The organism is Agarivorans sp. QJM3NY_33 (assembly GCF_050870865.2).
GTDB lineage: Bacteria > Pseudomonadota > Gammaproteobacteria > Enterobacterales > Celerinatantimonadaceae > Agarivorans.
The window spans coordinates 1,686,059-1,706,490 of sequence record NZ_CP194039.2 but is presented as its reverse complement, the minus strand read 5'-3'; the positions used below and the strand labels follow the sequence as shown (position 1 = coordinate 1,706,490).

Sequence of the window (20,432 nt, the reverse complement as noted above, 5' to 3'; positions counted from 1 at the left end):
ACCACAGCAATGGAACATGCCATGAGTCTAACCCTGCCCATCATCAACATCTCAGCCTTGGATAAGCCCAATCCTAAAGATTGGCAAACCGTGGCCGACGCCATAGATAAGGCCTGTCGTGATACTGGTTTTTTTTATGTGGTAGGTCACGGCATTCCAGCCGAACAATTCGCCAAAGTACAAGCCATGGCCGAGCAATTTTTTGCGCTGCCAGAGGCGATAAAACAGCAGATTAGTATCCAGCACTCCAGCAATCACCGCGGTTGGGGACAAGTTAGCGCCGAGCAGCTCGACCCCAACGGCCCAAAAGACTTTAAAGAGACCTTCGATATGGCGCTAGACTTAAGCCCTTATCATCCGCAGGTAGCTCGTTGTCCTCAATTGTACGGCCCGAATCAATATCCGCATTTACAGGGTTTTATCCAATTGATGCAACAACAATACGAGCTCAGCTTACCGCTCGCTCTGAAGCTTTTGTCAGCCATGGCGCTGGCTTTAAAGTTGCCGCTGGATTTTTTCACGAAGAGTTTTACTTGCCCAATTAGTGTATTGCGCTTAATCCATTATCCCCCACAACAGGGCCAGCAAAATGGCGCAGGAGCGCATACCGATTACGGCTGCATTACCTTACTTTATCAAGATCAAATCGGTGGTTTGCAGGTTCAAGACCGACACGGTCAATGGATTGATGCCAGCCCTGTAGAAAACAGCTACGTGGTGAATATTGGTGACTTAATGCAACGCTGGACCAACGATTGCTATCAGTCGACACCTCATCGAGTAACCAGCCCTAGCCAACAAACCACCCGTTTTTCGATGCCATTTTTTGTTGAACCGAACTTCGATACCGAAGTAAGCACACTCGACTCATGTTTAGCCGAAGGCGAAAGCAGTCGCTATCCCACGGTCACCGCTGGGGAATGGATTTTATCCCGCTTTGCCGACACTTATGCTTATCGCAGTGAACCAACGCCAGAACAATAGATAGCGTACAAGAATAAAAAATTTGCTCAAAAAGTTGACCGATTGGACAACTAAATAGTTTTAATAGGCAGGAGAGATTATGTTACAGCTAATGATTAATGATCAACAGATTAGCTTAAGCCAACAAGCCGCAGACACCATGTTGCTAAACTTTCTGCGAGAGCGTCAAAACCTAGTGGGCAGCAAAGAAGGCTGTGCCAGTGGCGATTGTGGTGCCTGCACTGTGGTAATGGTAGAAATCGATCTCAGCGGCAAGCTCAGCTATAAACAAATCAACAGCTGTATTACGCCCCTACATTCATTACACGGCAAACAAGTGATTACCGTTGAGTATTTAAAGCAAGGCCAAAATTTGCACCCGGTACAACAGGCTATTGTTGACCACCATGGTAGCCAATGCGGCTTTTGTACCCCCGGTTTTGTGATGTCTTTATATGCCCTATCACGCCAATCGGTTGCCCCTGAGCATCCGGAAGAATTTCTTGCGGGCAATTTATGTCGCTGTACTGGTTATGGCCCACTCATTGAAGCTGCCAAACAAGTGGCAGCAACCGCGAACCAACATACCGATCATATTCGCCAACGAGAAACTGGCGTACAGCATTGGATGGCCGAATGCCCGAGCCTGACCAGTGATAATTATTGGCAACCGCGTTCGCGCCGAGAATTGGCCGAACTTCGCCAGCAACATCCGGACGCGAAGTGGATCGGCGGCGGCACCGATTTAGCCCTAGAAGTCACACAGCAAATGCAACGCATCGATGAGATTATTGACCTCACCTATTTGCCCGACCTCAAGGTCATCGAGCGTATCGAAGGCGGTTGGCGGATTGGCGCGGCAATGCCGCTAAGTCAGGTGCACGCCTTTATGCAACAGCATTACCCCACAGCCGATGAGATCTTTGCCCGCTTAGGCAGTTTAACCATTCGCCATCGCGCAACTTTGGGCGGCAGTCTGGGCAATGCCTCCCCAATTGGCGATATTGCGCCACTACTCATCAGCTTAAGTGGCAAAATTGAACTAGATGATGGCAACAATACTGAATTGTACGCGCCGGAAGATTACATCACCGGCTACCGACAAACCCAACTGCGTCCAGAGCAGTGGATTAGCGCCATTCATCTGCCCGATCTTGCGCCCAGCACCAAACATCAAATTTACAAAGTAAGTAAGCGTTTTGAAGATGATATCGCCACCGTGGTGCTAGCTGTCACCATGCAGTTTGACCAAGAAAATAGGGTCAGTCATTGCATTATCTCAGCCGGCGGAGTTGCGGCTAAATCGGTCCGTTTGAGCGAGCTGGAAGCTTGTTTGCTCGGTCACCCATTTAATCTGCAAAAACTGAAACAAGTACAACAACAAGTCCCGCTATATGTGAAGCCAATTGACGATGTTCGAGCCAGTGCCAGTTATCGGGTTTTACTGGTACAAAACCTATTAAAACGCTTCCATTTATACTGTAACCAACTCCCAACGAGGCTAGCGGCTTATGCGTAAACTCACCACTCAACAACTCCACCAAAGCGCACCCAGCCAAGTAATCGGTCAATCGATGGCTCATGAAAGCGCAGCCAAACAAGTCGCGGGCGAAGCCGCATTTGTCGATGATATGGCCACCCCATCGGGTTGCCTGCATGGTGCAGTAATTTGTAGTAGCATCGCCAAGGGAAAGGTCAGCGAACAACAGCTCGACACTTTAGCCCAACAGCCAGATGTGGTAGCGCTTATTCGTTGCGGCGATATTCCCGGCCACCAAGATATTGGCGCAATTTTCCCAGGTGATCCATTACTCAGCGAGACAGAGATCCGCTACTTTCAACAACCCATCGCCTTGGTATTAGCCCACAACCATCGCCAAGCTTGGCACATCGCCAAGCAAGCCAGTGATAACTTGCTGCAATACCAAGCCGATGACCAACCGATTATCACTGCCGAACAAGCCCAAGTGGCGGGGAACCCGGAACCTACCGTGTTACCTAGCCACCAAATGGGCATTAACGTTAATCAAGCCGATCTCGCCACCAGCCCATTACAACTAAGTGGTGAGCTAAACGTTGGTGGCCAAGAACACTTCTATTTGGAGGGTCAGGTAAGTCTCGCGCTGCCCACCGAAGATCAAGGCATCATGGTGTATACCTCAAGCCAACATCCTTCAGAAGTACAAAAATTAATTGCCGAAGTCATCAACATTCCTTTTCATCGGGTGACCGTGGACATGCGTCGTATGGGCGGTGGTTTTGGCGGTAAAGAGACCCAGGCGGCACAATGGGCATGTTTGGCCAGCTTGGGCTGTTGGCAAACCGGTAAGCCGGTAAAAATCCGACTGCCTCGTAGCATTGATATGGCAGCAACCGGCAAACGCCATCCTTTCTACAACCGCTATCAACTGGGCTTAAGTAAACAAGGACTGATTGAAAGCGCCAAGATTGAAGTGAATGGCTTATGTGGTCATTCTCCAGATCTCTCGGATGCGATTGTCGACCGAGCCATGTTTCACACCGATAACGCTTATAGCTTAAATAGGGCCGAAGTTGTGGGACATCGTTTAAAAACCGATATGGTGTCACACACCGCATTTCGAGGTTTTGGTGGGCCTCAAGGGATGATCTTAATCGAGCAAGCGATGGAAGACATCGCCATCGCCACCCAACAAGATGCCTTGGATGTTCGCTACCTTAATTTATACCAGCAAGACAATTGCACCACCCACTACGGCATGCCAGTCGAGCAACATCAGGCAATGCGCCAACTGATGCAACAACTGGAAAAAAATTGTGATTACCGAGCCCGTCGCGAGCAGGTGAAACAATGGAATGAAAACAACCCAACCTTTAAAAAGGGGCTGGCTTTAAGCCCGGTTAAGTTTGGGATTTCTTTCACGGCGCAGCATCTTAATCAGGCCGGCGCCTTGGTGCACATATACACCGATGGCAGTGTTCAGGTAAACCACGGCGGCACCGAAATGGGCCAAGGCTTGCATACTAAGGTACAGCAAATTGTCGCCCAAACTTTAGGGATCCCAGCTAACTACGTGTTAATTACCGCAACTCGAACCGACAAGGTGCCGAATACTTCACCCACGGCGGCTTCTTCGGGGACCGACTTAAACGGCATGGCAGCACACAACGCGGCCAATGAACTCAAACAGCGGCTGCTGGACTTCGCCGAGCAACATTACCAAATTCCCGCCGAGCAGATCCACATCAGCGATGGCCAGGTACAAGTCGGCGAACAGCATTTAAGTTGGGCCGAATTGGTACAAATGGCCTACCTACAGCGTATTTCTTTGTCCACCACCGGCTTTTATAAAACGCCGAAAATCTGGTATGACCGAAACAAAGCCGAAGGCCGACCCTTCTATTACTTCTCACTGGGAGCCTCTTGCAGCGAGGTCACCATCGACACCCTCACTGGCGAGATGAGTTTAGACAGAGTGGATATTTTGCATGATGTGGGCACCAGCATTAACCCTGCAATCGATATCGGCCAAATTGAAGGCGGATTTATTCAAGGCTTAGGTTGGTTAACCACCGAAGAATTGGTGTGGAACACTGCGGGGCGCTTACTGAGCCAAAGCCCAGCAAATTACAAAATTCCAACCATTGGCGACTACCCGAAACAAATGAATATTACCCTGTTCGACCAAGCTAACCCAGAACATAGTATCTTCCGCTCCAAAGCCGTAGGTGAGCCCCCTTTTATGCTGGCAATTAGTAGCTGGTGCGCCATTCGAGATGCGGTTGCAGCAATTAGTCAGCATCAACTAAGGCCTCAACTGGATGCCCCCGCCACCGGTGAACGTATTTTAATGGCTTGTCAGCAGCAATTTGCTTATCAAGAGGCGCAGCAAGATGCAGAACTGGTCAAATAGTTTATTGCCGAACAATTGGTTAGATGCCTGCCAATTATTAAAGCAGCAACAGCAGCCTTTTTGTATTGCGACGATCTTGGCCGAGGCTGGCTCGGTGCCACGATCCACGGGTAGTAAAATGGTCATTTCGAGCCAACAACAATTTGATACCCTCGGCGGTGGAAACTTAGAATTAAATGTGATTAAGCATGCCCGTCAACAACTCAAGTTGGACCAACAAGACAATCAAATTGAGCGCTTCTCACTGGCTGCCGACTTAGCGCAGTGCTGCGGCGGTGCGGTGCAGGTCTTATTTGAGTACTTTCTAGTTGAGCAAGCTCGGGTCTACATCTTTGGTGCTGGCCATGTCAGCCATGCATTGTGCCAAATACTCAGCCAGCTGCCCTATCAAGTCACCGTGGTCGACAATCGCCAAGATTGGTTAGACTCAATCGCGGTCATTGGTGTAAGCACCCACTATCACCCACAACCTGAACAATATGTCGACTCATTACCCGCCAATAGTTATTTGGTGATTTTAAGCCAAGACCACAGCTTGGACTTCAAGCTCTGTTTGGCCGCCCTACAGCGCCAAGATTTTGCCTTTGTCGGGCTGATCGGTTCACAAACCAAGGCGCAGCGGTTTGCCCTAAAACTGCAAGAGCAACTGAGCGACCCCAGCAGCCTGGCGCAACTTTGCTGTCCGATCGGCCTAAGCGAAGTCAGTGGAAAACTGCCGATGCAAGTGGCGGTATCGATCAGTGCCCAGCTCATCCAGCGACTCAATCTGCAGCCCTCAGAACAAGCCATGTCAAATCGTAAACAACAGCGTCAGCAGCAATGGCAATCGAGTAATCGTCTGCGCCAACAACTCCGTGGAGAAACTCAGCATGATTAAGCCAAGCTCAGCCTCAATCGCCGAGCGTTTAAGCTTGCTCAATCAACAAAATAGTCATCAATTTAAAAATGAAATGGCCAATGTTTGTACCAGCCGCCGCTGGCAAAACTTGCTAGAACAAGCTCGCCCCTTTCGAAGCAAAGCACATTTTATTGACAGCGCTCAACAAGCCTTTGCTCAACTAGCAGAGAGCGATTGGCTGGAGGCCTTTGCCGGTCACCCAATGATTGGCGATCTCGCCTCATTACAACAAAAGTACAGCCACGGCAAACACTTAAGTCAAGCCGAGCAAGCACAAGTCGGCGATGCTCAACGGCAGACGCTACAAGCGTTACTGCAACTAAATCAACAATATTTAGCCCGTTATGGCTTTATTTTCATCGTTTGTGCCAGCGGAAAATCCGCCGAAACCATGTTAGCACTGTTGCAACAGCGTTTCGGCCGCAGTCGCGAACAGGAACTGCTCACCGCCGCCGAACAACAACAGCAAATCAGCCATATTAGAATGGAGAATTTATTTTGAGCACCTTGAGTTGTCATGTCTTAGATACCAGTCGCGGCCAACCAGCGACTCACATTCCAGTCCAATTACTTCGCTTTGGCGAAGCCGACTGCTTGGCCGAAGGACTGACTAATGCCGATGGGCGCTTCAGCTTTGCCTCACTCGAATTAGAAGCTGGCCGTTATTGCCTGCGTTTTGTGACCGAAGATTATTGCCAACAACACTTTGGCCAATGCTTCTTCCCGCAAGCTGAGGTGGTCTTTATTAGCGAATCGTCGCAACCGCACTACCACATTCCCCTGCTGCTCAGCGGCTTTAGCTACTCCACCTATCGAGGGAGTTAAGATGCAACCAAGCATTCACCGCGGAAAAATTTTGCATTTCCCCAAGTCAACCAGCAACCCTAACGATAATTACTGCTATCTCGAAGACGGTGTATTAGTGATCGAGCAAGGTCGGATCCTCTACCTCGGTGATGCCAAAGATTATTTAAAAAATCAGCCAGAGCTCGAAGTACAACAACATACAGGGTTACTCCTGCCCGGCCTTATCGACAGCCACGTGCACTACCCACAAATTGAAGTCATTGCGAGCTACGGCAAGCAGCTATTGGATTGGCTAAATACTTATACCTTTCCTGCCGAGCAGCAGTTTTCCAATGCCGTCTACGCTCGTGGTCAGGCCGACTTTTTCTTACAGCAACTCTTTGCCAACGGCACCACGACCGCTAGCGTCTATGCAACCGTGCACCCTCAATCGGTAAATAGCTTTTTTGAAGCCGCCGAGTCCTATAACGCGCGCATGATCTGTGGCAAGGTATTGATGGACAGACACTGCCCCGAGGCGCTCAGCGATACGCCTGAGTCGGGCTATCGCGATAGTAAAAAATTATTGGAGCGCTGGCATCATAATGGCCGCCAACTCTATGCCATTACTCCGCGTTTTGCCCCCACCAGCAGCGAACAACAATTGGCGAAGGCGGGTCAGTTAGCCAAGGAACATCCCGACAGTTTTATTCAAACCCATTTATCGGAAAATACCGCAGAGGTGCAATGGATTAATGAGCTGTTTCCCGAACATTCAGACTATTTATCGGTTTATCAGGCGCACGGACTGGTGAGAGAAAGAGCGTTATTTGGCCATGGTATCCACCTCACCGACCGCGAGTATCGGGCCTTAAGCGACACCGGAGCAACCATCAGCTTTTGTCCTTCCTCCAACCTGTTCTTAGGCAGCGGTCTGTTTAACTATCACCGCGCCCAGGAGAATGGTGTGTCGGTCGCGCTCGCTAGTGATGTCGGTGGTGGAACCAGCCTTAGTATGTTTGCTAATCAGGCCGATGCCTACAAGGTTTGCCAGATGCAACAGACCAGCTTAAGCGCCTTCGAGTCCTTGTATTTATGTACTCAAGGCGCCGCCCAGAGCATGGGCATTGAGCAGTGGGTCGGCAATTTAAACCCCGGCAGCGAAGCCGACTTTATCGAAATCGATTTGCACGCAACGCCCATCCTGAGTCAGCGGATCGCCCGCTGTAATCACTTGAGCGAACAATTATTTGCCATCAATATTTTAGGCGACGATCGACTGATTGCGGCAAGCTATATTGCGGGAAAAGAAGTTTATAACAAAAGGAATTAGTCTATGTGGCCACAGCTTTACGAATGGTTAGCTCTGTTTATTAAATGGTTTCATGTGATCGCAGGCATCGCCTGGATTGGCGCGAGTTTTTACTTTGTCTGGTTAGATAATAATCTCAGAACGCCACCGGAATGGAAATTAAAAAAAGGCATTAAAGGGGATTTGTGGGCGGTGCATGGTGGTGGCTTTTATGAGGTTGCCAAATACCAGGTGGGGCCAGAGAAAATGCCCGAGCATTTACACTGGTTTAAATGGGAAGCCTACAGTACGTGGCTGAGCGGCACCCTACTGTTATTTTGGATTTACTACTTGCGAGCCGAGGCGTATTTAATCGACCCTCAAGTGATGATGTTAAGTGCTGGCCAAGCAGTGAGCATTGGTATTGGTGGGATCGCTGGTGCTTGGTTACTGTATGAAGGCTTGCTGCGCTCGCCAATTGCCGAAAAACCGCTATTACTGAGCGTCATTTTAGTGGTCTTGGGGGCTCTGTTTTGTTATGGCTTTAGCCAGGTGTTTAGTGGCCGCGGCGCCTTCATTCACATGGGCGCCCTTATCGGCACAATCATGGTTGCCAACGTGTGGGTAAAAATAATTCCCGGACAACGCAAGATGGTGGCCCAAGTTAGTGCCGGAGAGGCGGTTGATCCTGCCCCCGGTTTAGAGGCGAAACGCCGTTCGGTACATAATAACTACCTCACCTTGCCGGTGATTTTTTTGATGATCAGTAATCACTATCCGATGATTTACCAACATCACTATAGTTGGTTAATCCTCTGTGCCCTGATCGGTTTAAGTGCCTGGATCCGTCACTTCTTCAATCTGAAACATCAAGGCATTGATAAACCCAGCATCATCGTGAGTGGTGCTATCGGTTTACTACTGTTAGCTATATTCGTCAGCTGGACTGGCAGCAGATCGCAGTTGAACACAGCAAGCACCGCCAGCTCGACGGTTAAGCAAAATGCCTTAACCAGTGCTCAACAACAGGCGAGTGCAATTATTCAGCAACGCTGCAGCTCTTGTCATAGCCGCACCCCAAGTGATGACATGTTTACCACAGCCCCCGGAGGAGTGATGCTGGACCATTGGCAAGACATTGAGCGCTGGAAAGAACGTATTATTGCTCGAGCCACCGTAAGCAAAGACATGCCATTTTTAAATAAAACACAAATGACTGAGCAGCAACGCCAGCAACTACAACAATTGCTCAGCGCGGAATAAATCGAACAATCAGCGCTGAATACCAAAGTAGCCTGGTATTCAGCCTGCTCTCGTTTTCGGCTCGCCTCCGCCCCTGCCAAATTAAAACTCATGGCCTCGCTGTAGACGATTTAGATCAAACTTGTGTCGACTAATTGCAGACAAAACACTCAGCCCGTCAATCTTAATACGCTTGAACTAAACTTAAAGCAACTTGCTAGGTTCATTTAAAGCACCACTGATGGTTTTGGAGAATGGCAATGGATAAATTAACCCTTGAATACCGAAGATATGGCCCTTGGATGATGGAGGTAAAGGCGCTCATCGACATTCCACCGCAATTTGAGCACTACCAACAAGCGATCTTAGCCGCAAAATATTGCTTCAAAGTTCCGGTAGACCAAGCTCGGCGGGATCTAGAGCCAGGCATGCTGATGTATCAAAGTGTGGTGATTCTAGAGGCTAACAGGATCCGCGTACTTAGTTTCAACAAGGCTGCAGAATTACAAGAACAGGCTCTGGACTATGCCGACATCAACTATATAGTTCACAGCGGTGACTTACTGTCCTGTCATTTGCAGCTGTTTTCAAGGCACCACAGCATCCATATTGACTACAGCCTCGTGTCGGTAAACATTGCCGCCAAAGCACTTCACATCATCAGAGAGGCGATGCATCAACATAGCCAGCCGTTAGCGCTGACTCAGCACGAACCCGTTGAGGGGGCTAAACTCCAGGTCTATCAATATTTTTTACAACGTGAAGCAATCACCGAACCCGTGAGTATATTAGCCTTTCAAGCCTCACGTTCCCTCGACGAAGAACTGACCAAAGGCTTCCAGCACTTATTAGCTCGGCTGTTTAGATACAAAATGCAAGACGTATTATTTATGAGTGATGGCCATGATCTAATGATCTCAAATTGGGGGACCGATATCATTCGAGAAAAACGTACCGATTATCATGTTGAGCATTTGTTCATCCCTTGGCGACTCATCAAAGGCATGTCTCTCGGTGAGCACCCTCGTTTCAGCTACCTAAAAACATTACAAGTACAAACTCAATTTAGAGACTTTACTTTTTCGGTAGAAGCAGACTTTTCTCTCGATCCGCTACTGGACTTCCAGCAAAAAATGCAAAACCTAACACTCGCCTAAAAAGTATCACTCACCGACAAAAACACTAAACTCAGTGATTTTTATCGGTGAGCATATTATCGAATCATCCAAACCGACCAGCGCAGTAACTATTCACGCCAAGCCAAAGGACAGAAATTTGAATTTAAATTGAATTGCATGCAGAATTCTATCGATGACCGATACCACAATTGATATCCAACTGCCTTCCTTAATCCGCCAAATCGGTGGCAACGAAGTCAAACTCGCCAAACAAGTCGCCTTAATTTATAGCTGTCAAATTAAACGTATTCGCCGCTCAAGAAACTGGCTAGTGACTGGCGAAGCACCGCAATTACAACAACTCTCGCAAGCCCTTAAACAACAGCAACCATCAGCCAGTGCGTATCTGATTCACAAAATCGAACAAGGGCTTCAGAAATATGGCGCGCAATTAGAGCCCGTTGCTGTGAAACTACAACGATTAGTGCAAGAAAACCACAACATCACACTAGCCGAGCTCATGCATCTCACCGACTGCAGCATCGCCGAAGCGAGGAGCGCCAGATTTTCCGGCGACGAACTATAAAATGGGTCAGCGCAACATGCCAACTTGCGCATTGCCATTAAATCTTTAACAAACACATATATTCTAGGTTTGAATAAATCAAACAACGGTATCCAAAAAAGGCTGCCTCCGGCAACCTTTAGTGTTTTTACTTTCAGATTCATAGTCAATGAACTGAAAAATAAAACTCAGTGACTCTTTACGACCCTGCTAGTTGTCACCAGTCATTTTACTTCACGCTCAACGAGGACGATGAAAGTCTATCCAATCAAGCTATAACTGAGAAATTTTTTCTAACGAAACCGTTCTGGTTTCGATACCAAAAACAAGCAACAAAAAAGCGCATAAAATTAAAATAGCACCTAATACAACAAAAACCGTTTTTGAGCCATAATCGGTCAACAGCATCGCCACCCCATAAGGCGCAATAACAGCAACAAATCGGCCAACAGCATTCACAAGCCCAGATCCACGTAATCGCATATGCGTTGGCCATAACTCTGGAATATAAACTGCCGAAGAAAAGCATACATACATATAAAGGAAAAAAACCATCACAAGTCCGCATACAATAATTTTTAATTCACTCGTTTGAAGCGAATAATAATATCCCATAACCGCAATAATAATGAGCAGACTAGAACCAAAAAGTTTTCGAGGGTATTTATCAATTGTTAAAGTAGCGAAAAACACACCTGCAGGAGCACCCAACATAATCATCGAAGTCATCACAATTGATTTTGTCACTTCAATTCCAGAATTAACAAAAATAGTTGGGATCCAAACCGTGATCGTATATAAAGATATATTCATCGCAACCAGAACGGTAATGGCAACTAATGTTCGCCTTAACATACTTCCTTTGAACAGGCTCCAAAATGAATCACTTCCTCTGACATTTTCTAAATAATAGTTATCCCGTTCACAATGGCTAAGTTTTATATTCTCTTTAATCTCTGTCCGTAACTCAATATTCCGTAAGTTATTTTCAGCTTGCTCTCCCCTGCCCTTTCCTTCCAACCATCGTGGCGATTCGATAAAATATTTCGCGGAGAAATACCAAGCGATCAACATCAATACCCCACCCAACAAAAACATCAACCGCCAACTAAAATATGAAATCACAACTGCGCCAATCAACGCCGATATCACAGGTGACCAATTCCCTACGAAAGAAAGCCTAGCAGACCACTTTCCCCTTACGTTAGCGGGGATGAACTCAACAAAAGACGCATAACCAACCATGATCAGGGCACCCATACCGATCCCCATCAAACAGCGGAAAATAATCAACCAGTACATATCTGGAGAAAATGATGCTGCCATTGCTGATATACCAACGATGAGTAAGTTTATACGAAAAGTTTTGCGCCTTCCAAGCTTATCGCCAATAAACCCTCCGGCGACAGAGCCGATAAAGTAGCCCGCCATTAAGGCCGAAGTGAAGGCGGCATTCAGGTAATTATTCGACCAGCCATTACTCACCAGCTCAGCCAAAACGATATTTCCCGAATAACTTAAAAAGCCGGTAAATAACAAGCTCATACTAATAATACCAAATATCTCGTAATGAAAAACTGAGAAAGGGATACGGTCTAGCCGCGCCCCTATATGGCCAACATTATTCATATTACATACCCCTATACACTATTGACAAATATATTATTTACAGTCAATAGCAAGCATGATTACTGGTAATTTTATCATCAATAAAATTACCAAACCAAATTGCCATTATTCTATTTACAAATGGAAATCAAATCGCGGCTTTAATAAACTAATCACACTAAGACATATAACAATGTAGTCATTAAGGATGGGGCGCCTAAACAATCACCTTAAAATATTAGCTTTATATTATTTTTGTCGCAAAACTCAATCCATTTATTCCCAGGAGATTTATCAGTCACAATATAATTTATATTGTCAAAGTTCACTAATTTAACAAAAGCCTTACGTTCAAACTTAGAGTGGTCGACCAAAAGTACAACTTCAGATGCCTGTTTGATCATTGCTTTTTTAACATCTGCTTCCGCGGCCGTAGAATCGAGCGCACCACTTTGCATATCAAGCCCTTTACAACTCATCACCATAATATCGACATGATGTTTGCTAATAGCTTCTTTGGTCATGACACCCTGCATAGAAAGCGACGTTTTATTTAACTCACCACCAGTGGAAACAAGGTTTACCTCAGCGGTCGCTAATTCATGAATAGCTTCCGCTGAATTAGTCATGATTGTGATGTCACTTCTATCTCTTAAAAGTTTTAAAAACTCCATCACAGTGGTACTTGAGTCAGCCGCCAGTGTGGTTACATTTTCTAAGCAAGATTGTGCCTTTAATGCAATAGTCTGCTTTTCTTCATGGAGCGACTTGGTTCTTTTATAAAAATGAACATTATCAATAATGCCGTTCGCATTTAAAACTGCACCACCATAAGTACGCGTAATAAAACCTTGCATTTCAAGCTTTTCAAGGTCACGACGGATTGTTTCTTCGGTCACCTTAAAAATAGTACTCAAATTAACCACGGTAACTTTTTTATCGTTAGTGACCATTTGTTTAATAGACTGAATTCGATCTTTTGCTGACACTGGATTACCTCTGTTTCTTCCCATAAAACATACAAATAAGTATGCCATTCACTATATTTATTTGCAAAATATTGTATTTGAATCACAGAAAAACATGCGTGTTTACCAAAAAAACAGAGGTATTCGTGTTATCAACGATTACTGCCCGTCATCCAGCGCTTCAGCCATTTTCCGAATCAATAAGCTATCTTCTTTAGTCAGTTGAATTGACATTGCCTTCACATTTTCTTTGACCTGCTCTGGTGAAGTTGCACCGGTCAAAATCGAAATATTGTTACTTTGGGCCAATATCCACGCTAACGCGAGAGTTGGAATAGAACACTGATATTTCTCGCATAAAGGCTGCCATTGCTTCAGCATATTGATCACTTTGCCCATATTCTCTTTCTGAAACCATTTCTTATTGGCTCGCGCGCCTGTAGGAATATAGTCGGGCTCAATATCCCCCGTTAACAGGCCTTGCTCCAGCGGTGAATATACCTGTAAAACAATTCCGTGTTGCTCACATAAAGGAAGCAGTTTTTCTTCAACCTCTCTATCTAACAGACTATATTTGGCTTGAACAATATCAAGCTCACCATATTTGAGATAAGTTTCAATATGCTCGATGTCGACATTGGCTGCACCAATGGCTTTGATTTTCCCCTCTTTTTTAAGTTTATTTAACTCTTCCATTGTTTCAGATACAGGAGTAAAGAAAGGTGGAACCGACTGCCAATGCGTCATATAAATATCAACATAATCAACATTCAGACGCTTCAGACTGGTCTCAATTTCCTCGCGAATTGACTCTGGCGATAGATTTTTATAAAGCTGACGCTCACCAACTTTATTAAATAAACTGCCCTTACGTTCCCAGACGATGCCGCATTTAGTCTCAATCACAACATCCTCTCGATTGAGCTGAGCCAATGCTTTACCAACAATCACTTCGCTATTGCCAAAATTATAACCAGGTGCTGTATCGACAAGGTTAATACCGCATTTATGGGCTTCGACAATGGTATCAATACATACCTGATAATCGAGGTCACCATTCCATGCAGGGCCACCGCCTATCGCCCAAGTTCCAAGACCCATTTTAGAGATCTTCAATCCGCTGTTCCCCAACGGGGTCATTTTCATCATTACGCATACTCCTCGCACTCTTTGAGCAATTCTTCAACAATTTTTCTATGGGTAACACCCGTCGTGGCGCCAACGTACAGAACCGATATCGCAGCGGTTGCATTCGCGAAACGAGCACACTCAGCTAGCGGCATACCTTCCAAAATCCCAGATATAAAACCTGATGCAAAGTTGTCTCCCGCGCCGATGGTATCAATCGCTGTAATCCCCTGAACGGCAGGCACAAGCAATGTCTGAGCAGCATTTTTTATATAACATCCTTGCTTTCCGGTCTTAATCACAACCGTTTTTACACCACACGCTAAAAATGTATCCGCGATTCCCTCTAACTCACTTTCTCCAGTTAGTAATTTTGCTTCTTCAAAGTTTGGGAAAAGGTAATCAACATAAGCCAGAGCCTCACGGATATCCGCCAACGTCTCATTAAGCCTTGGTTTAATCATATCGGCGCAAATAGTTAACCCTTCCGCTTTTGCTGCAGAGAAAATCTGTACCAAAGCGTGTCCATTTAGTAATGGGCTATTAAAAATACTTGCAAGAGATAATAATTTGGCCTGTTTAAAACGTGAAAAATCTATATCCTTAAGATTAAGCTTCCACAAACTACCATTTCGATTGGTAACAAAAGTACGCTCCCCATCCTTTGTCACCAAACCGACATTAATTGAAGTATCAATATCCCCATCCACGACAAGATCTTCAATATCTATTCTTTCCCGATTACATGCTTCAAGAATAAAATTTCCTGGTGCATCATTGCCTACTCGACTTATTAATGCAGTTTTATGCCCAAGACGAGAAATAATCGTTGCTTCATTGATTGCATCGCCACCAATAGTCATTGAAATTCGTTCTAAAGGATACGAATCAATATCGAACATATTCTTATCCACTGGCTGCAGAGGAATATCAACAATAGCTGCACCAACACAGATAACATCAATATTACTCATACAAGGGCTTCCGCTTTTCCATCTGAACCAAACAATGTAATTTTTTCTAAGGCACGCCCCATAATCGCTTTACGAACTTCACGCTCTAAATGTAAAAATGGTTGATTGCAATTTTTCTTCACCGCAACCATTGCCGCCTCACACAATTCTGTATGAATATTAATTTTTGAGATCCCTAGAGAAATCGCAGTGCTAATATCGTCATCACTAATTCCGGAGGCACCATGCAGAATAATTGGAACCGACACTGCATCACGAACTTTTTGTATAACATCAAAGTTTAATTTTGGCTCGGAAGTATATACGCCATGCTGATTACCAATGGCAACGGCCAACGAGTCGCATGCAGTACGCTCAACAAATTCAGCAGCCTGTGATGGATCGGTATAGTGATAGTTAGCAAGCGCCTCCTCGTATACCGTCTCACTGCCGACATGCCCTAGCTCCGCTTCAATCGGGACACCTAGTGGGTGGAAAAAGTCGACCGCCTCTTTAGTTAGACGAATGTTTTCCTCGAAATCATATGCTGACGCATCTCGCATCAGTGAGTTCATGCCATGCGTCCAAGCATTATGAATAATCTCCATACTGCGCCCGTGGTCCCAATGAGTAATCACCGGAACGGTGGCCTTCTCAGCCATAGAGACCATCGTATGAGCAAAATCCTCGAATGAAGTATTCCCCACAAATCCGGTACCAAAAGAGATAATTACCGGCGATTTGGCCTCTTCAGCAGCATCCATGACCCCCATCAACATTTCAGCATTCCAAACATTGAAATGAGGAATTGCGTAATGCTCACGCTGTGCCTTTTCTTCCCAATACTTAACACTTGACAACATAATTAATTAACCCTTCTTATTTACACCATTGATTTTATTTATTGACACACCGACTCAAGCAATTAGCTTAATAACCCCCTTAATGATTTCTTTTTTATTATTCACCGACTCTTCAAAAGCTCTTTGAACATCTGCATATTCATAGATATGTGTCACCATTGATTTAACATTAAATTTTCCAGATGAGATGGCTTCAATCGTGACGGGATAGCGATTGGCATAGCGGAATACCGTTTGAATACTGACTTCCCGATTAATTTTTAAAAAGTTAATCGCAGAGTCACCCGGAACAGTACCGACGATCATGATTTTGCCACCACGCATAACCAGTTGAGGTGCTTGTTTAACTGTGATTTGCGACCCCGCAGTTTCAAAAACAATATCGGCGCCAAGTTCACCCAATAAAGCTTGAGCACGTTCGACAGTATCTTCTGTTGCACCATTAATGATTGCGGCAGCACCTAGTTCATGCGCCATGACTAAACGCTTTTCTAAAACATCGACCACGACAATTTCAGATGCGCCCATACATAAACAAGCTTGCAATGTCATCAAACCAATACAACCTGCGCCCAAAATAACAATTTTTTTACCCGGCTTAACATCAGCCAACATAGCGGCATGAATGCCTACCGCCGCAGGTTCAACTAATGCGCCTTCCATGGTGTCCATATTATCTGGTAACTTGTAAGTGAAGCTTTCTGGATGACAAAGATAGTTTGCAAGCGCGCCACGGTAGTTGGGCTGCGTCGCCATAAAGTCAACATCAGGGCAAATGTTATATTTGCCTTCTAGACAAAAACGACACTTACCACATGGCACACCAGGCTCAATATTTACTCGGTCGCCAATTTTAAATTTAGTCACTTTATGACCAACTGCGGCCACTGTTCCTGCACATTCATGACCGAGACCTATCTCCTGATTCGGATCTTTGGGTGGGATAAATGGGCCTGATTCAAAACCATGTACATCAGAACCACAAATTCCAACGTATTCGACCTTAATTAAAACTTCATCATCTCTAGGCACCGGAATTTCCGCTTGAATAAATTCCATAACGCCTGGGGTTTTTAATACTGCTTTTTTATTTTTCATATTTAACTCTCACAAAATTTATGATTCGCTGGTAACAGCATCCATACCTATATTTTCGACAGATTCCCCTTTAGTTTCGACGCCCATAATAGAAATGACGATGGCAACCAGCACAGATACGGACCCTAGTAAAATAAATACACTCGAGACACCATAATTTGTGAGTAACGTTGCAACTGCATAGGGCGCAATAATTCCGCTAATACGACCAACTGAATTTGTTAGTCCTGAGCCCCGTAATTTTGCTTCCGTAGGCCAAATCTCGGGAACATATACCGCTGACGCGTAACAAACGTACATATATACAAAGGTGATTAAAAAGAATCCAAACAATGTAATCATGAACATACTTGTTTGCAGAGAATATGCGTATCCAAGAGCTGCGATGATTAATAACAAACCAACGCCCATCGTTTTTCTTGAAATTTTATCCATGACTAGCATCGCAATAAAAATTCCGAATGGAGCGCCAAACATACTCATGGTATTTAAAACAATAGAGTCTTTTAAATTAATACCTTGCTCCATGAAAATGGTTGGTAACCAATTAATAAGCGTATACTGAACAACATTCATTGCGATAAGTACAAAGGAACCTAAGATCACCCTTTTCAATAAAGCACCTTTTAATAAAGCTGAATAAGGCAACTCTTTTGATTTGCTTTGTACCGCTGTATTTATCTCTGGCTCAGCTAAAGGTTTTCCAGTTTGAAGCGTCACTTTTTCTTCAATATCCGTCATGATTGCTTCTGCTTCAGCGTAACGACCTTTGGACTCTAGCCAACGAGGAGACTCTGGAAATTTTTTATAGGCAATCCAAGTTGCAACGATAGATAGTAGAGCGGGGATTAATAATTGTACTCGCCAGTTCAGTTCAGCAGACAGTAATGGGGTTAATCCCATGGCGATCAGCGAACAAATCGGATAAGACCAATTACCTATAAAAGAGGCCCTGCTTGACCAAGTTCCTCGATTACGACCAGGCATATACTCTGTATATCCGGCAAACAACATGACCAATAATGAACCAAGGCCAAAACCCATTACAAAACGACAGGCGATAAGAAAATCCATGCTATATGCACATGCACCGACGATCATAGAAACAATATGAATCGCCTCAAAAAGCAAAAAGCTTTTCTTTCTTCCTATTCTGTCACCAATAATTCCGCCGATTAATGCGCCAGCGAACATGCCTGCCGTCGTAATAGAAGAAAATACTGCGCTAGAATTATTATCGGTCCAACCCAGTTCCCTTAAATGCGCTAATATCAGCCCACCAACAGCATTGCTCCAACAAACAAGTAATCCAAATGAGACCATAGCAAACATATTAAAATGCCATTGACTATCCGGTAGACGGTCTAATCTCGCCCCACAATGGGGAGGTAGCGTTTTTTCCATTTGTTTATTCCTTCCTATTTAAAAGAAACTAGCCTTATGTCACTCATCAAAGTCGTAGGTCATAATGACTTTAATCGCGGTTTTATCGACCATCGCATCAAACCCTTTTTCCCACTCAGATAGGCCAATACGATGAGTAATCATTGGTTTAACTTGGATAGCCCCCGAAGCCAGCAAACGGATAGCATTTCTCCAGGATGTGGAGTCATAAGCCATATGACCAATGATGCTTTTGTTCCAGGCCGTAATGTCATTAATGGAAAAATCTAAAGGCGCAAAACCCATCCCGACTCGTACCACTTCACCATTTGGCCGTAGCATCTCAATGGATTGTTTTAAGGCGATATTGGCACCTGAGCACTCAATCACTAAACCAAGATTATCTTTTCCACATATGGTCTGGCAGCGCTCGACAACATTCTCTCTCGACGCATTTACTACAGCGGTGGCACCCAGTTGTTTCGCGACCCCAAAGCGAACGGCGGCGTCTTCTTCAAGTCCCACAACAACGATATTAACGGCCCCCATAATGCGAGCCATCTGAACCGAAAATAAACCTAATGGCCCAGTTCCAATGACCACAATGTCCTGCCCAGGCAAAAACTTAGACTGCTGAGCAATCGACTTGTAAGCATTACAGATGGGGTCAAGAACACATGCTTCTTCGTATTCAACCCCTTCAGGAATTTCCCACAACGCATGACGATGAATGTTGAGGATCTCTCCGGGGACGAGACAATACTTTGAGAATCCTCCTCCCCATTTATTATTATCCAATCCCAAGTTCACTTTTTCTGTACAACACAGAAAATCACCTTGTTCACAAGCAGGACAAACACCACATACATGTCCGCTGTTATCGGATACCACTCGCTGACCGACCGCCCAACCTTGAACATTATTGCCAACTTCAACAATTTTACCGGCAAATTCATGGCCACGAACTGAGTTAAACTCATCAGAACCGCTATCAACTTTGTAATGTTTCATATCAGCACCGCAAATTGCTGCAGCTTTGATTTCAACAATTAAATCATCAGGACCACACACTGGAACTGGTGCGTCAATCATCTTATAACCACCGAATTTTTTACCAAAACGAGCTAATGCTTTCATTTAATACCCTCTCTCTAGTTGATTTATCTTTATTTTGTTTGCGCAATCTTTCTATATGGCGCGTTTTGTGTCAACACAAACACCTTTGAAACAAAGATTTTGTGTCAAAAACACAGATTTGATCACAAAATAATGTCCGAACAAAAGAATTGAACCAGTGTTTCAACTTTCTAGAGATAAAATAATGAAGTGACAACACACCCGCGAACCGAAGAAACGGACATAAGATGCGGTTATACAAAGGAAAATCAGCTGTTCACTGCCACTTTCAACTTCACTAACAACTAAACGGTGTATTGTTTATTTGTTAGTGAAGTTTCATAAAATGTCCTAACACGGCGAACCATTCACTCGTTATCGAGTCAGCCCGGGCTCAATGGAGCTTGTGTTGGATACTCGTTGCATAGCAAATTCTTGGAAACAAAGGAAAATAGCTTGAAGTGGTAACGAAGGCGTTAGCGACGCGCGAAGACGTGCATTTTCGCTGTTACTTTTAGCTTAAATCAATCTTTGGTGACAACTTTCAAAGCTGTCATCG

The 20,432-nt window shown here is 45.0% G+C and carries 18 protein-coding genes; 10 read left to right on the top strand and 8 right to left on the bottom strand.

The window, feature by feature from the left end; genetic code table 11:
* Nucleotides 1-21: 21 nt before the first annotated feature.
* The 10 genes from ACRRSY_RS07705 (at nucleotide 22) to ACRRSY_RS07660 (ending at nucleotide 10,777) form a co-directional block, all read left to right on the top strand.
* Nucleotides 22-984, top strand: a complete 963-nt coding sequence (locus tag ACRRSY_RS07705) for an isopenicillin N synthase family dioxygenase (protein WP_432462884.1) — start codon at nucleotides 22-24, stop codon at nucleotides 982-984.
* Nucleotides 985-1,063: 79 nt separating this feature from the next.
* Complete coding sequence (gene xdhA / locus ACRRSY_RS07700; RefSeq protein WP_432453772.1) at nucleotides 1,064-2,482, top strand: xanthine dehydrogenase small subunit; 1,419 nt, start codon at nucleotides 1,064-1,066, stop codon at nucleotides 2,480-2,482.
* Entirely contained in the window at nucleotides 2,475-4,856 is a 2,382-nt protein-coding gene (gene xdhB / locus ACRRSY_RS07695) for a xanthine dehydrogenase molybdopterin binding subunit (protein WP_432462883.1), read from the top strand. The genes xdhA and xdhB overlap by 8 nt, the downstream gene beginning before the upstream one ends.
* Nucleotides 4,837-5,733 carry a xanthine dehydrogenase accessory protein XdhC gene (xdhC, locus tag ACRRSY_RS07690; RefSeq protein WP_432462882.1) on the top strand — a complete coding sequence of 299 codons (897 nt, stop codon included), beginning with the start codon at nucleotides 4,837-4,839 and terminating at the stop codon, nucleotides 5,731-5,733. The genes xdhB and xdhC overlap by 20 nt, the downstream gene beginning before the upstream one ends.
* Nucleotides 5,726-6,256, top strand: coding sequence for a 2-oxo-4-hydroxy-4-carboxy-5-ureidoimidazoline decarboxylase (uraD, locus tag ACRRSY_RS07685; protein WP_432453775.1), 531 nt, complete (start codon nucleotides 5,726-5,728; stop codon nucleotides 6,254-6,256). Before xdhC ends, uraD begins: the two co-directional genes overlap by 8 nt.
* Nucleotides 6,253-6,579: a hydroxyisourate hydrolase gene (gene uraH / locus ACRRSY_RS07680; protein ID WP_432462881.1), complete on the top strand. Its 327-nt coding sequence runs from the start codon at nucleotides 6,253-6,255 to the stop codon at nucleotides 6,577-6,579. The genes uraD and uraH overlap by 4 nt, the downstream gene beginning before the upstream one ends.
* Before the next feature lies 1 nt (nucleotide 6,580).
* Nucleotides 6,581-7,873 carry a guanine deaminase gene (gene guaD, locus ACRRSY_RS07675; protein WP_432453777.1) on the top strand — a complete coding sequence of 431 codons (1,293 nt, stop codon included), beginning with the start codon at nucleotides 6,581-6,583 and terminating at the stop codon, nucleotides 7,871-7,873.
* A gap of 3 nt (nucleotides 7,874-7,876) precedes the next feature.
* Nucleotides 7,877-9,094: a urate hydroxylase PuuD gene (locus ACRRSY_RS07670; protein ID WP_432462880.1), complete on the top strand. Its 1,218-nt coding sequence runs from the start codon at nucleotides 7,877-7,879 to the stop codon at nucleotides 9,092-9,094.
* Between the two features lie 239 nt (nucleotides 9,095-9,333).
* Nucleotides 9,334-10,230, top strand: coding sequence for a hypothetical protein (locus ACRRSY_RS07665; protein ID WP_432453779.1), 897 nt, complete (start codon nucleotides 9,334-9,336; stop codon nucleotides 10,228-10,230).
* Nucleotides 10,231-10,384: 154 nt separating this feature from the next.
* On the top strand, nucleotides 10,385-10,777 hold the full coding sequence (locus tag ACRRSY_RS07660; RefSeq protein ID WP_432453780.1) for a ribosome recycling factor family protein: 393 nt from the start codon (nucleotides 10,385-10,387) through the stop codon (nucleotides 10,775-10,777).
* Between the two features lie 252 nt (nucleotides 10,778-11,029).
* On the opposite strand, the gene ACRRSY_RS07655 is transcribed toward ACRRSY_RS07660, so the two are convergent.
* The 8 genes from ACRRSY_RS07655 to ACRRSY_RS07620 form a co-directional block, all read right to left on the bottom strand.
* Nucleotides 11,030-12,385 (bottom strand): MFS transporter, encoded by a 1,356-nt coding sequence (locus tag ACRRSY_RS07655; protein WP_432462879.1) that lies wholly within the window; start codon nucleotides 12,383-12,385, stop codon nucleotides 11,030-11,032.
* Between the two features lie 209 nt (nucleotides 12,386-12,594).
* The gene (locus tag ACRRSY_RS07650) at nucleotides 12,595-13,353 is read right to left on the bottom strand and encodes a DeoR/GlpR family DNA-binding transcription regulator (protein ID WP_432453782.1); all 759 of its coding nucleotides are present in this window, start codon (nucleotides 13,351-13,353) and stop codon (nucleotides 12,595-12,597) included.
* A 138-nt stretch (nucleotides 13,354-13,491) separates the two neighbouring features.
* Complete coding sequence (gene ydjG, locus ACRRSY_RS07645; RefSeq protein ID WP_432453783.1) at nucleotides 13,492-14,481, bottom strand: NADH-dependent methylglyoxal reductase; 990 nt, start codon at nucleotides 14,479-14,481, stop codon at nucleotides 13,492-13,494.
* A complete protein-coding gene (locus tag ACRRSY_RS07640) occupies nucleotides 14,481-15,434 on the bottom strand; it encodes a carbohydrate kinase family protein (protein ID WP_432453784.1) in 954 nt (317 codons plus the stop codon). Before ACRRSY_RS07640 ends, ydjG begins: the two co-directional genes overlap by 1 nt.
* The gene (locus ACRRSY_RS07635) at nucleotides 15,431-16,276 is read right to left on the bottom strand and encodes a ketose-bisphosphate aldolase (RefSeq protein WP_432453786.1); all 846 of its coding nucleotides are present in this window, start codon (nucleotides 16,274-16,276) and stop codon (nucleotides 15,431-15,433) included. Before ACRRSY_RS07635 ends, ACRRSY_RS07640 begins: the two co-directional genes overlap by 4 nt.
* Before the next feature lie 54 nt (nucleotides 16,277-16,330).
* The gene (locus tag ACRRSY_RS07630; protein WP_432462878.1) at nucleotides 16,331-17,374 is read right to left on the bottom strand and encodes an NAD(P)-dependent alcohol dehydrogenase; all 1,044 of its coding nucleotides are present in this window, start codon (nucleotides 17,372-17,374) and stop codon (nucleotides 16,331-16,333) included.
* A gap of 18 nt (nucleotides 17,375-17,392) precedes the next feature.
* Entirely contained in the window at nucleotides 17,393-18,778 is a 1,386-nt protein-coding gene (locus ACRRSY_RS07625; protein WP_432462877.1) for an MFS transporter, read from the bottom strand.
* Between the two features lie 39 nt (nucleotides 18,779-18,817).
* On the bottom strand, nucleotides 18,818-19,894 hold the full coding sequence (locus tag ACRRSY_RS07620) for a zinc-binding dehydrogenase (protein WP_432453789.1): 1,077 nt from the start codon (nucleotides 19,892-19,894) through the stop codon (nucleotides 18,818-18,820).
* Between the last annotated feature and the right edge of the window lie 538 nt (nucleotides 19,895-20,432).